Origin of the sequence: Pseudomonas sp. R38(2017), from assembly GCF_002112395.1 — a bacterium.
GTDB lineage: Bacteria > Pseudomonadota > Gammaproteobacteria > Pseudomonadales > Pseudomonadaceae > Aquipseudomonas.
In genome coordinates this window covers 275,509-288,765 of sequence record NZ_NEHN01000003.1, presented here as the reverse complement: position 1 = coordinate 288,765, position 13,257 = coordinate 275,509, and the positions used below count along the sequence as shown (strand labels likewise).

Annotated in this window: 12 protein-coding genes; 4 read left to right on the top strand and 8 right to left on the bottom strand. The window is 61.2% G+C overall.

Features of this window, described 5'->3' with window-relative positions:
• Positions 1-4: 4 nt before the first annotated feature.
• A complete protein-coding gene (locus CAF87_RS08115; protein WP_085729684.1) occupies positions 5-1,516 on the bottom strand; it encodes an efflux transporter outer membrane subunit in 1,512 nt (503 codons plus the stop codon).
• Between the two features lie 182 nt (positions 1,517-1,698).
• Here CAF87_RS08115 and CAF87_RS08110 point away from each other — a divergent pair, with 182 nt between their 5' ends.
• The 3 genes from CAF87_RS08110 to CAF87_RS08100 all read left to right on the top strand — a co-directional run bounded on the left by CAF87_RS08110 (position 1,699) and on the right by CAF87_RS08100 (position 4,873).
• Positions 1,699-2,667, top strand: coding sequence for a LysR family transcriptional regulator (locus tag CAF87_RS08110; RefSeq protein WP_085729683.1), 969 nt, complete (start codon positions 1,699-1,701; stop codon positions 2,665-2,667).
• A gap of 585 nt (positions 2,668-3,252) precedes the next feature.
• Entirely contained in the window at positions 3,253-4,227 is a 975-nt protein-coding gene (locus CAF87_RS08105; protein WP_085729682.1) for a D-glycerate dehydrogenase, read from the top strand.
• Positions 4,228-4,363: 136 nt separating this feature from the next.
• Positions 4,364-4,873 carry a DUF2165 family protein gene (locus CAF87_RS08100; RefSeq protein WP_085729681.1) on the top strand — a complete coding sequence of 170 codons (510 nt, stop codon included), beginning with the start codon at positions 4,364-4,366 and terminating at the stop codon, positions 4,871-4,873.
• A gap of 20 nt (positions 4,874-4,893) precedes the next feature.
• Here CAF87_RS08100 and CAF87_RS08095 read toward each other — a convergent pair whose 3' ends face one another.
• Positions 4,894-5,796 carry a DMT family transporter gene (locus tag CAF87_RS08095; RefSeq protein ID WP_085729680.1) on the bottom strand — a complete coding sequence of 301 codons (903 nt, stop codon included), beginning with the start codon at positions 5,794-5,796 and terminating at the stop codon, positions 4,894-4,896.
• A gap of 139 nt (positions 5,797-5,935) precedes the next feature.
• Here CAF87_RS08095 and CAF87_RS08090 point away from each other — a divergent pair, with 139 nt between their 5' ends.
• Positions 5,936-6,811, top strand: coding sequence for an AraC family transcriptional regulator (locus CAF87_RS08090; protein WP_085729679.1), 876 nt, complete (start codon positions 5,936-5,938; stop codon positions 6,809-6,811).
• Here the strand turns inward: CAF87_RS08090 and CAF87_RS08085 are convergent, their stop codons facing one another.
• The 6 genes from CAF87_RS08085 to CAF87_RS08060 all read right to left on the bottom strand — a co-directional run bounded on the left by CAF87_RS08085 (position 6,812) and on the right by CAF87_RS08060 (position 13,113).
• Positions 6,812-9,241, bottom strand: coding sequence for a TonB-dependent receptor (locus CAF87_RS08085; RefSeq protein ID WP_085729678.1), 2,430 nt, complete (start codon positions 9,239-9,241; stop codon positions 6,812-6,814).
• Between the two features lie 103 nt (positions 9,242-9,344).
• Entirely contained in the window at positions 9,345-10,334 is a 990-nt protein-coding gene (locus CAF87_RS08080) for a FecR family protein (RefSeq protein WP_085729677.1), read from the bottom strand.
• Complete coding sequence (locus tag CAF87_RS08075; RefSeq protein WP_085729676.1) at positions 10,331-10,897, bottom strand: RNA polymerase sigma factor; 567 nt, start codon at positions 10,895-10,897, stop codon at positions 10,331-10,333. The genes CAF87_RS08080 and CAF87_RS08075 overlap by 4 nt, the downstream gene beginning before the upstream one ends.
• Positions 10,898-10,901: 4 nt before the next feature.
• On the bottom strand, positions 10,902-11,225 hold the full coding sequence (locus CAF87_RS08070) for a DUF3325 domain-containing protein (RefSeq protein WP_085729675.1): 324 nt from the start codon (positions 11,223-11,225) through the stop codon (positions 10,902-10,904).
• Complete coding sequence (locus CAF87_RS08065) at positions 11,225-12,811, bottom strand: PepSY domain-containing protein (RefSeq protein ID WP_085729674.1); 1,587 nt, start codon at positions 12,809-12,811, stop codon at positions 11,225-11,227. Before CAF87_RS08065 ends, CAF87_RS08070 begins: the two co-directional genes overlap by 1 nt.
• The gene (locus CAF87_RS08060; protein WP_085729673.1) at positions 12,808-13,113 is read right to left on the bottom strand and encodes a DUF3649 domain-containing protein; all 306 of its coding nucleotides are present in this window, start codon (positions 13,111-13,113) and stop codon (positions 12,808-12,810) included. The genes CAF87_RS08065 and CAF87_RS08060 overlap by 4 nt, the downstream gene beginning before the upstream one ends.
• Positions 13,114-13,257 lie beyond the last annotated feature (144 nt).

Sequence of the window (13,257 nt, the reverse complement as noted above, 5' to 3'; positions counted from 1 at the left end):
TTGCTCAGTGGTCGAGGGCTTGAAGAAGGGCCGGGGTTTTCGGTGCGGCGGTCTGCTCGGCAGTCGGCACGTCCTTACCCGCGCCAAGACCGCCACCCAATGCCGTCACCAGTTCCGCATGGGCGCTCAAGCGCGCCGCCTGCACTTGCTGCTGAACCTGTTGCTGTTTGAACAGCAGGGTCTGGGCGTTGAGCACGTTGAGGTAATCGGTGAGCCCGCGCTGATAAGCGATCATCGCGATGTCGTAAGTCTTCTGCGCGGTAGCCACGGACTCGGCAGCGAATGTCTGCTGCTTGTCCATAGACTCACGGCGGATCAACTGGTCGGAGATGTTCTTCAGCGCATTGACCAGGGTCTGGTTGTAATGCGCGACGGCGATGTCATAACCCGCCGAGGCCTCACCGAGTTCGGCACGCAGTCTCCCGCCGTCGAAGATCGGCAGCGAGATCGCCGGCCCGACGTTGTAGTTGAGCTTCTTGCCGGTCAGGAACTCCAGCGCCCCGCCGCCGGTGGCCATGTAGCCGAGGCTGCCGACCAGATCGACGTTCGGGTAGAACCCGGCATGCGCGACATCGATCCCGCGCGCCTGCGCCGCCACTTGCCAGCGACTGGCGACTACGTCCGGACGCTGGCCAAGCAGCTCGGCAGGCAGTGCCGACGGCAACTTCAGCGCCGCGCCAAGCGACAGTGTCGGACGCTGCAATTGCGCACCGGCGCCCGGGCCTTTGCCGGCCAGCGCGGCGATCTGGTTGCGGCTCAGGGCGATTTCCTCGTCCAGCGCATCCAGCTGCCGATGGGTTTCCGGCAGCGGGGTTTCAGCCTGGCTGACTTCGAAGTGCGTGCCGATTCCGCCGTTCAGGCGTTTTTGCGCCAGCTCGAGAATCTGCTGTTGCTGCTTGAGTGTCGCCGCGACGATGTCGCGCTGGGCGTAATGCAGCGACAGCTCGATGTAGGCGCGCACGATGTTGTTCTGCAACTCAAGCTGCGCCTGACGCGCCTCGGCAGCGCTCATGTGCGCCAGATCGACCGCCCGCTCGGTGCTGTTGCTTTCACGACCCCAGAGGTCGAGGGCGTAACTGAAACCCAGCGCGGCGTTGTTGTCCCAAGTCGTGGTATTGGCCAGCTCACCGGGGCCGTAGAACTGGTCGGTCGGCCAGTTGTGGCGCTTGAGGGTCGACTCGCCGTTGATCTGCAACGACTCGGCGGCTTCGGCGACACCGGCCATGGACCGGGCCTGACGCACTCGCGCGGCGGCCATCGCCAGGGTCGGGCTGCCTTGCACGGCAAGGTCGATCCAATGATCGAGTTGCGGGTCGCCATAGGCTTGCCACCATTGGGCGGTGGGCCAGTTTGCGTCACGGGCGGCGTGGGCGATGGCCTCGTCGGTGGCCAGTTCATTGGCCTCCAGAGCCTTGCCCTGCGGGGCAATGCCTCCGGTTCCGATGCAGCCGCTGAGACCTAACGAAATAGCCAGAACACTGAGCGGCAAAAGCGCTCTGTTGATGCGACGCGGCACTGCTGCGAATTCCTGAGGTGGGAGATGTTTCGAGGTGGGCGCAATTCTAGGGGGCGCCCTGAACGGCGATAAGCTGGGTTTTCTGCGAATCTTTGTTACGGTTAACGAGATAATCCCTTGGTCGGGGGTCTCAGCCCCTGAAACTTCGTGTCACAATTTGCCATCTCCCTTGAGAGCACCCCATGGACACATTGCAAAACATGCGCGCCTTCAGTTGTGTTGCCGAAGCGGGTAGCTTCACCGCCGCCGCCGTGCAACTCGACACCACCACCGCCAACGTCTCGCGCGCGGTCTCCAACCTTGAGGCCCACCTGCAAACCCGCCTGCTGAACCGCACGACGCGGCGCATCGCGCTCACCGAAGCCGGCAAGCGCTACCTGCTGCGCTGCGAGCAGATACTCGCCTACGTCGAAGAGGCCGAAGCCGAAGCCAGCGAAGCCCACGCGCGCCCGGCCGGTCAGTTGAAAGTGCACACCATGACCGGGATCGGCCAGCACTTCGTGATCGACGCCATCGCCCGCTACCGCAAGACCCACCCGGATGTGACCTTCGACCTGACCATGGCCAACCGCGTACCGGACCTGCTCGACGAAGGGTACGACGTGTCCATCGTCCTCGCTCGCGAGTTGCCGGACTCGGGCTTCGTCTCGCAACGCCTGGGCATCACCTACAGCATCGTCTGCGCCTCCCCGGCCTACGTGAAAGCCAACGGCTGCGCACAGAAACCCAGCGACCTGCTGAACCACGCCTGCCTGCGCCTGGTGAGCCCGGTGATCCCCCTGGAAAAATGGGCCTTCGACGGCCCGGACGGCCAGGAAATGGTCACCATCAACAGCTCACCGTTCCTGGTGAACTCCGCCGACGCGATGAAAACCGCGATCACCAGTGGGATGGGGGTCGGCGTGTTGCCGGTGTACGCCGCCATTGAAGGCTTGCGCAATGGCTCGTTGGTAAGAGTGATGCCGAACTACCGTTCGCAGGAGCTGAACCTGTATGCGATCTACCCGTCGCGGCAATATCTGGATGCGAAGATCAAGACCTGGGTCGAGTACCTTCGTGGGTCGTTGCCGGAGATTCTGGCGGGGCATCAGGCGGAATTGGCGGCTTATGAGATGAGTGGGAGTCTGGCGGGGGTTCGGGTGGCGAATTGAGTTGGTCCTCCTGAAATTGGTGTGATGTTGAGAGCGCCCCCCCTAACCCTCTCCCCGAGGAGAGGGAACTGACCGAGCTGTTTGGGAGAGGTACGCCGACGTGACATACCGAGGTGAATTCGGGTCTTAAAAAGCCCACATCCCGCACCTGCTTTGGCTTTGGCTTTCCACCACTCAACACAATGAGCGTTAGCTCGAGTACCGCTTTTGACGTGCTGGCCCCTTCGGCAGGCTGAGTGGAGGGATTCATCCGGGGGTGGGCGCGAAGCGCCGTTTGGCGAAGCCGAACACACCGAGAGGAGGTGCAGCGAAGCAAACCGGAGGCGGTGCCCCCGGATGAGTCCCGGAACGAAGGAACACCGAGCCTAGGCGAGGTGCCGAACGCAGGGGCCCAGCCTTTTGCTTACTTTTGGGCGTCTGCAAAAGTGAGTCGCTGTAAAAGCGAAACCGCCAGCCGCAGCACCCGAAGCAACGGATATACCCCCAAAACCCCAAAAGCCTGGTCGGCCCAGAGGCCGCCAAGACAACCCCAAACAGAAAATGTTAGCTTGCTTGGCATCAAGCCCAAAGCCGAGCCCAAAGCCAATGAAAAAAACAGTCCTGGCCTTCAGCCGCATCACCCCGCCCATGATCGAACGCCTGCAACAGGACTTCGAAGTCATCGTCCCCAACCCAAAAAACGGCGACATCAACGCCCAGTTCAACGAAGCCCTGCCCCACGCCCACGGCCTGATCGGCGTCGGTCGCAAACTCGGCAAGGCCCAACTGGAAAACGCCGCAAAACTCGAAGTGGTCTCCAGCGTCTCCGTCGGCTACGACAACTACGACCTCGCCTACTTCAACGAACGCGGGATCATGCTCACCAACACCCCGGACGTCCTCACCGAAAGCACCGCCGACCTGGCCTTCGCGCTGATCATGAGCAGCGCCCGCCGCGTCGCCGAACTGGACGCCTGGACCAAGGCCGGCCAATGGCAGGCCAGCGTCGGCGCACCGCTGTTCGGTTGCGACGTGCACGGCAAGACCTTGGGCATCGTCGGCATGGGCAACATCGGCGCCGCCGTCGCGCGTCGCGGACGTTTCGGTTTCAACATGCCGATCCTCTACAGCGGCAACAGCCGCAAGACCGAACGGGAACAGGAACTCGGCGCACAGTTCCGCAGCCTTGACCAACTGCTGGCCGAAGCCGACTTCGTCTGCCTGGTAGTGCCACTCAGCGACAAGACCCGTCATCTGATCAGCCATCGCGAACTGGCGCTGATGAAGCCGAGCGCGATTCTGGTGAATATCTCCCGCGGTCCGGTGGTCGACGAACCGGCATTGATCGAAGCATTGCAGAACCACCGCATTCGCGGCGCCGGTCTCGACGTCTACGAGAAAGAACCGCTGGCCGAATCGCCGCTGTTCCAGCTGAAAAATGCCGTAACCCTGCCGCACATTGGCTCGGCCACGAATGAAACCCGCGAAGCCATGGCCAATCGCGCGCTGGCCAATCTGCGCAGCGCCCTGCTTGGTGAGCGGCCGCAGGATCTGGTCAACCCACAGGTCTGGCGCGTATAAAAAATCGGGCAAGTGCTGTACGGCACTTGCCCGATCATTTATCCGGCACACATAACTTGCAATTGAACTGAACAACGAAACAGACACTGTCGCTATAGACTCTCCAGAAATTAAAACTTTCTGGAGAACATCAACTTTGAAAAGCCTGACCACCGATCAACTTGTCCGCTACAGCAAAGTCATACTCATGGCTTATATCAGCTTCTTCGGTCTTCTCGTGATGCACAGTAACTTCACCGACTATTCGTCAAACTATGAATATGTCGGGCACATCCTCAGCATGGACACAACCCAGATCAACGAAAACATACGATATCGGGCAATCACCTCACCCATGCTGCACCACCGCATATACTGGCTGATCATTACGTTGGAGGTAATTTACACCGTTTGCTGCCTGCTGGGCACTTATCATCTCTATCAGAAAATCAACGATTCAGCCGAAGCGTTCCACGAAGCCAAGAAACTCTCGCTCATTGGCTTGATGATCGCCATGTTTGTATATTACGTCGGCCTGCAAACCATCGGTGTTGAATGGTTCGACATGGACACTTCGCAAACATGGAATGCCAAGGACTGGGCCCGGCACATTGTCGATTTCATATTTCCGTTATTGATTTACATCGTCATGAAAGTTGAGCGCTGAACATTCAGCGCTCATGCGCATCAGGCCAGTTTGCCTTGAGTCGGCAGTATCGGTGCGCGGGGTTTGCGAAACACCAGCACATTGCCCAGCATCACCAGCACCAACCCCGCCAACGCCGGCGCCGTCCACTGGTAGCCTTCGGCAAACGCCGAAACGTTCAACGCCACCACCGGGAACAGCACCGTGCAATACGCTGCGCGTTCCGGGCCCATACGACCGACCAGGGTCAGGTACGCGGTGAAGCCGATCACCGAACCCGGGATGACCAGGTACAGCAGTGCGCCAATGTAGCGCGACGTCCATTCCATCTCGAACGGAATGCCTTTGGCCAGGCACCACACCGACAGCATCGCCGCGCCGTAGGCCATGCCCCAGGCATTGGTGGTCAGCGGTTTGAGGCCGGCCTTCTGTTGCAGGCTCGACAACATGTTGCCCGCCGAAAAGCACAGGGTGCCGCAGAGCGCCAGGCCGAGGCCGAGCAGGGTTTGGGGAGTGGCGTGATGCCCCGCCAGCTCCGGCCAGAACAACAGGCCCAGACCACCCAGCCCCAGCGCCCCACCCATCAACACATTGCGCGCGATGCGTTGACCGAAGAACACCCGCGCATTCAGGGCGTTCCACAAGGTCGCGGTGGAAAAAACCACCGCCACCAGACCGCTGGGAATCCACTGACTGGCGGTCAGGAAACACATGAAATTGACGCAGAACAGGCACAAGCCCTGCGCCACGCAGATCAAATGCCCGCGCCGGTTCATTGGTTGCAGGCGACGGCTGAGCAACAACAGCGCAAACAGCACCAGTGCGGCGAGACCGAAGCGATAGACGATCGACACCGGAATCGCCACCACGCCCAATTGCCACTTCAGGGCGATCCAGGTCGTGCCCCAGATCAGCACGGTCAACAAATACAACGACAGGTTCATGGCAGACACTCCTCGATTGGGTTTCAGTGTCCGCCCACGCCATCTACCCGCGCTTGCATAAACTTGCGCTTTTGTCGGGCCACAGGCTGGCAGCGCGAAATCCAGGGAGTAGGATGCAAGGCGTTGAAGAGAACCGATCATGGCCGCCATCGATACCTTGCAAGTCTTCCAAGCCCTCAACAACTCGCCCAATGCACGCCTCGTGCACAGCGCCGAGTTGGGTGACGGCCTGTCCGCTGCCTTGTGGACCAATCATCACGACGCGCAGGAGTACGAAGCGCCGAGCCATCACACCCTCTCCTGCTACATCGCCGGCGGCACCGGCACCTTTCGCCGTGGCGAGCCCGGCCACAAGGGCGGCCCGGACAAGCTGTGCATCCTGCCGGCCGATCACGAATCGGGTTGGGTCATCAACGGCGACATTCGCCTCGCTCACCTGTATTTCAGTGCCGAACAATTTGCCCTGGGCTGCGTCACGCTGCTGGATCGCGAGCCTCGGGAAATGCAGCTGCGCGAACAGACTTTTCTTGAAGATCCGCAGCAGGCCCAACGGTTTCGCCAGCTACTGACCTTGAACTGGGACGAGCCTGCCGAGCGCTTGCTGACCAGCAGCCTGGCCCACGAATTGATCAGCCATACTCTGTTGAGCCAGGTCGGCGTGCGTCAGGGCTTGCGTCTGAAAGGTGGATTGGCACCGCACCAGCGCCGGCAACTGGTGGAGTTCATCGACAACCAACTGGCCGAGCCGATCAGCCTCGGGCAACTGGCGGGGTTATGTGCGTTGTCGGAATACCACTTTGCGCGGATGTTCCGGGTGAGCTTCGGCTTGCCGCCACATCAATATGTGCTGGCGCGGCGTTTGAGCCGGGCGCGGGAGTTGTTGCGGGGCACAGCGTTGCCGTTGGGTGAGATTGCCCTGGCGTGCGGATTTGCCAGTGCCAGCCACTTCACCAACCGCTTTCGCCAGGTGCTGGGTGGAACGCCCGGCGACTATCGCCAGGCGTTTTTGCGCTGATCAGAACTCCAGCGTGCTCGACAACGAAATCTGCCGCGAATCGCCCATCGACACGAAGAACCGGCTGGCCGCCGAAGTGTAGTAAGTGCGGTCGAACAGGTTCTTCACGTTGAGCTGGAACTTGACCTTCTGCCCTTCGAGTTTGGTGTCGTACGTGGCGAACGCATCGGCCACCGTGTAGCTCGGCAGCTCGAAATCATTCACCGCGTTACCCGCTCGCTCGCCGACATATCGCGCGCCGGCGCCGACCCGAAGTTGGTCGCCGCCGATTACGCTGCCGAAGTCGTAGACCGCCGACAGCGAGCCGCTATTCTTCGCCACGTTTTGCAGCTTGTTGCCTTTGTAGTCCGGATCTTCCGTGACCTCGGCGTCGGTATAGGCGTAGCTGCCGATCATGCTCCAGCGATCGCTGAGTTGGCCGGTCAGGTCCATTTCCAGACCACGGGAACGCACTTCACCGGCAGCGCTGTAGATCGTGGTCGGGCCTTCGGCGTTGGCCACCAGCACGTTGCGTTTCTTGATGTCGAACAAGGCAATGTTGCCGGTAACACGGCCCGGAATGTCGAGGCGTGCACCCAGCTCCCAAGACTTGGCTTCTTCCGGCGCGATGCTGCCGTCGAGCACGGTGCTGCTGCCGCTCAACGGGGCGATGGTCGAGTTCGGTTTGAACGACTCGGTGTAGCTGCCGTAGAACGACAACGCGTCGGTGTAGCGATACACCAGGCCCGCACGCGGCACCCACTTCTGACCGTTGTTGTCGGTATTGGCCTTGAACGGCACGCCTTTGCCGGCGTACTGGTCGTACTCCTGGAAGCGCCCACCGGCCACCAGAATCCACTGGTCGTTGAGGTGAATCGAGTCCTGCAGGAACACCGAATCACTGCGCAGCAGATCGGTCTGTGCACTGTCCGCCGGGCTGACGGTGGTGCCGGCAACTTCACGGCCGTACACCGGATTGACGTAGCTGAAAGTGCTCAGGCTTTTCTGGCGGATCAGGTCGGCGCGGTAGATCTTGCGGTACTCGTCGTCGACGCCGAACACCAGGTCATGCTGCATGCCCAGCACGTTGACCTTGCCTTCGAGGCTGGCGGTGGTGAAACGGTCGGTGCTGATCGCGCCCTGAGTGCCATCCATGCTGCGAGTCAGGGTGCCTTTCTTGGTGTCGATGGCCGTCACGCGGACCTGGCTGGCGTCATAGGTCTCGCGGTTCCAGCTGTAGCCGAAATGGGCTTTCCAGTCGTCGTTGAGTTCGTGGTCGGCCTCAAAGTGATAGAGGTCCGAGCGCCCTTCCATGTCGTTGAATTTCTCGTCTAGACGTTCGTTGCGCGAGATGTCCAGCGGATGGTTGGTGCGCGGATCGATCAGGGTGCCACGGTCGAACGGCGTCAGGAATTCCCGATGCTCATACGCGAACAACAGCTTGGTGCGCTCGCCGTACCAGGCCAGCGACGGCGCAATCAGACTTTCGCGGTGGGTACCGAAGTTGCGCCAGTAATCTTCGTCTTCATGGTCCAGCACCATGCGATAAGCCAGCCCGGAATCACCCAGCGCACCGGTACTGTCGAACGAGCCGCCGCTGCCGTTCTTGCCGTCGCCGTAGGTCGAGCCACGCAGCGTCAGGGCGTTGTACTGGGTCAGTTCGGGTTTCTTGCTGACCATGTTGACCACGCCGCCCGGATCCTGAATCCCGTACAGCAGCGAGGCCGGGCCCTTGAGCACTTCGACGCGATCCACGGTGGCGTTCATGCCACGGCCCTGCACCACCGGCATGCCGTCGCGCATGATCGAGCCGTTGCGGTTGTCGCCGAAGCCACGGGTCATCACCGAGTCCTGGGTGCTGCCCAACGTGTTGCCCTGAGTGATGCCGCTGACGTTGGCCAGCGCATCATCGAGATTGCGCGGCGCCTGGTCGCGAATGACCTGGGCCGGGATCACGTTGACGGTCTGCGGGATTTCCTGAAGCGAGGCCGACGAGCGCATCACCGAACTGGTTTCCGGTGGCTGGTAACTCATCGGCTGATCCATGACCGAGGTGATGTTCGTCGCGCCGAGGTTCAACGCGCCTGCGGTCGGTTGCGGTTCGAGGGCCAGGGTATGGCTGTCGGTGCGGCGGAAGGTCAGGCCGGAACCGGTGAGCAATCGTTGCAGCGCCTGTTCGGCGCTCATCTGCCCGTTGACCGCTGGCGCGTCGAGGCCGTACGGCGCTTCGACGGTGTAGACCACGCTCTGGCCGGTCACGCGACTGAAGTCGCTCAAGGCTTGCGGCAGCGGTTTGGCGGCCAGGGAAAAACTGAACTGTTTCTGTGGCTGGCTGCTGTTGCTTTCAGCGGCCTGCGCCACGCTCATCGGCAGCAACGCCAGCGCCGCAAAACTCAGCGCCGAGGCACCGAACCATTGTTTGACCGAACCCGATTTTGCCCTGGACTTCATTGCTCATGACCTGTGTAGAACCGCAACGGATGCGAATGACTCGCAGTTTCAGTCACTACACGGATGGCGTCGGGATTTACCTCATCACATTTTGAAAATATTTTCAGCGCAGGATGATCAGCTTGCCCAACACTTCGTGCTGCTCGAATCCCAATACCCCTTGCAGCGAGGTCAACACGGCTTGTGGATCCTTGCTCGGAAAGCTGCCGCTGACCTTTCGCGCGCCCAGTTCGTCGTTGAGCAACACGATCCGTCCGGGGTAATAACGCCGCAGATCCTGCACCACATCGGCCAGTGTCGACTTGTAGTAAGTCAGCCAACCTTGACGCCAGGCCAGTTGCGCTTCGCTGTCCACGGCGTGCAGTTTTTCCGCGATGCCTTTGCCATATGCCACTTGCTGGCCGGCGGTGAGAACCTGCTGTTCGGCATCACGCGCCGCCGTCACACCGACGCGCCCGGACAGAACGGTGACTTGTGTGCCATGCGGTTGCAGACGTACTTCGAACTGCGTACCAAGCACCCGCGCCTGGCCCTTTTCGGCCTCGACCACGAACGGCTCGCCGGTGTGGGTCACGCTGAAAAAACCGGCGCCCCGACGTACCTGAACATGCCGTTCGCCATGACTGAAATCCACGGCGATGGCGCTGTCGGCGTCCAGTGTGACCAGGGACTGATCGGCCAAGGTCACGGTGCGGATTTCACCGGGTGCCGAAACGTAATCGGCGCCCAGATCATCGATCCAGCGCTGCGGCTGCCAACCGGTGCCGAGGCTGACCATCAACAACAGACAGGCCGCCATTGCCAGCGCTCCGGCCCAACGTCGAATCTGCGGACGGCGCGGCCGGTCCATCGCATTCAAATAGCCCTGCAGGGCGAACGCCTCTTCATCGGCTAGAGTGCGGGCCGGTCCCTCGCTCATTTCCCATACAACTTGCGCCTGGGCATAGGCCTCGGCATGGGCCGGGTCAGCGTGCAGCCACTGGCTGAAAGTCACTTGATCACCGGTGCTCGGGCGGTCGTGCAGCAGGCTCAGCCAGGCGAAAGCAGCCTGCTCCTGAGCGGGCGTCGGGATGACGTGGTCGGTGTTGTTCACGGTGCTTTCCCTGGCAGGCGTGGCGCGGGTTCGCGCAGGCTGGCCTTGCAGGCCTCGAGGGCGCGCATCATATGTTTTTCCACAGCGCTTTGGGACAGGCCCATGGCCTTGGCGATCTCGGCGTACTTGCGCCCGTGGATGCGATTGAGCAAAAAGATCTGCCGCGTGCGTTCGGGCAACGCACGCAAAGCCGCTTCGACGTGGCGCAAATCGTTGCCCGCTTCGAGCGCCGCCTGCGGTTCGCTGGCGCTGCTGTCCGGCTCATCCGGTTGCCAGCCTTCGTTGACCCGCACCCGCGCACCTTCGCTGCGCAAATGATCGATGGCGATGTTGCCGGCACAGCGCAGAAGATAAGTGCTGAGTTCTTCCACCTGAACGAGCGGCCGGCGCCAGAATCGCAAGAACAGATCCTGCACCAGGTCTGCTGCCGTCGCCCGGCAACCGACGCGGCGGTTCACCAACGCTTCCATTTGCGGACGCTGCGAGAGGAACACCTGAAGAAAATGTTCACGCGCACCACTCGGTTCGTCGTCGCGGGATTCAGGGGGATGACCGATCAGCATTGCATCACCATACCCATGCGGCGACCGGCGTTGCCAACAGACTCAACGCCGCCAGCACCAATGCCAGTTTCGGTCGATAAGGCATCAGCAGCACCAGCACCAATGCGCTGAACATCAACACAGCGAACCAGTCGACCAGCCCGAACCCCCAGCCGTTGGCAGCCACGGCGACCCAGAGTGAAAGGCACAGCAGCAACCAACCGGCGAATTTCAGACTTTTTGCGCGTCGGGTTGAAGACTTGTGACCCAGCAGCTCGTCGTGATGCCGCGGCATCGACAGACACAGCGACATGAATCCGGCGTAGCACAGCAACAACGCCAGCAGCATCAGTGGATCCCCTGCTCAAGCGTGATCGGCCGGGGTGTTTCGCGAGGTGTTTTTTTCACTCGAACGGCGTGGTCTGCACACTGCATTTTCCAGGCAGCCCACGCCAGAAACAGACCGGCGCCGAGGCAGGTCAGGTCGAAACCGGCCAATGCCCAGTCACCCTGTTTCAACGTCACGCCGAGGTGATGCGAGGTGGTCAATGCGTTGAGCAACGGCACCGTGGTGAACAGCAATGCTGCCAGCGTCAATTGCTCGACCCAGGCTTTGCGACCGGGCCGGAGCAACGCATGCACGATGCTCAAACCCCAAGCGATGAAGAACGCGTTCACTTCCCAATTGGCCCGGCCGTCGAGGCTCAGTGGCAACAGACGGTTGGCCCAGAAGAACGCCGCAACCGCACTGACCAACCCGACCATGCTGGCGATGTTCAGCACTTCGACCAGCCGCAACTCGAATGGCATGACCCCGGTCTTGGCATGTTTGAGCTGACGTTTGCCAAGCCAGATCACCAGTCCGGTACCGATCATTGCCGTGCCGGCCAAGCCGCAAATGAAATACAGCCAACGCAGCATCGGGCCGGCAAAGTGGCCGATGTGCAGACCATAGAAACTGCCAGCAATCGTCATCGGCAGCGGTTTGGCCGGGGTCGCACCGAGGATTTGCCCGGTCACGCCGTTGAAGGTCACGTCGCTGCCGTATTCGTAGGTGATCTTGTCGGAGCTGGCACGCGACACCTGCACCGAGGCATTGGCGTCGCCGGGATTGTTCACGGTCACCCGCGCTGCATGTCCGCCGCCCCAGTGCTCGCTCGCACGTGCCAGCAACGGCGCCATCACCGGCAACGTGGAGGGTACGCCTGCACGCTTCGGGGTCGGCGCTTCGGGAAACACTTCGTCGTAAAACGCACTGCGATCGTTGCCGTAGGACGCCAAAAGGCTCGCCGGCATAACCATCGCCATGAAGATCACCAGGCTGCTGTAGGTGATCATCAGGTGAAAGGGCAGCACCAGCACACCCACCGCGTTGTGCCCGTCGAGCCAGGTGCGCTGGCCTTTGCGCGGACGGAAGGTGAAGAAGTCCTTGAAGATTTTCTTGTGGGTGATGATGCCGGTAATCAGCGCGATGAACATCACCATTGCGGCACTGGTCGCCAGCCAGCGGCCCCATGGATAAGGCATTTGCAGCTGGAAGTGGAAGCGGTAGAAGAATTCGCCGCCGAAGCTTTTGCGCACAGGCACTTCGGCACCGGTCTGGGCGTCGAGGATTTTTTCGGTGAATCGGCCGCGCGCGCCGGGTTTGCCAGGGGCTTGCCAACCTACAGAGATCCCGGGCTCGCGCGCATCGGGAAGTGTGATCTGCCAACTCGGCGCGTCGGCCGCACGCTGTTGCAGGTAGGCTTGCGCCAGCGTCAGGCTCGATTCGGCATTGAGCGGGCGTGACGGGATTTCCGGCTGCATCCAGTGATTGGTCTCGTCCTTGAAATAGGCCAGCGTCCCGGTCAGGAAAATCGCGAACAGCAGCCAACCGAAGACCAGTCCGGTCCAGGTGTGCAGCCAGGCCATCGCCTGGCGAAAACCTTCTTTCATGCGTAACCCAGACCCCGAGCGGCGCCGGAGATCGTCGCCAGAATGACGCTCGGCACCAGCAAGCCGACCCACGCTGCCCAAGCGCTGCGGCAGGCGAAGCACCAGAGCACGGCTACCAGATAGACGAGGAACGAGACGGTCATGCCGGTGATGACCGCTTCGGCGCGGTTCAGCGGCAACCACAGGGTCAGCGTGACACTGGCCAGCGCCGCGACCAGATAGCCACCAAACACCGCCGCGAGTACCCGCGAAGTGACGGCCAGACGATAGGACATAGGGAGTGCGGCGGGTTTGGCTTTCATGTTTCGACCCTGAAACGGTTAACGTCCGGGAAACAGACCGAGACGACAGGCATGCGATATTAATGATAAATATTCTCATACGCAAAAGAGTCTGATTGCCGGCATGCATTCGCAACCCTACAATGCGAACCATTCTTGTTCTCT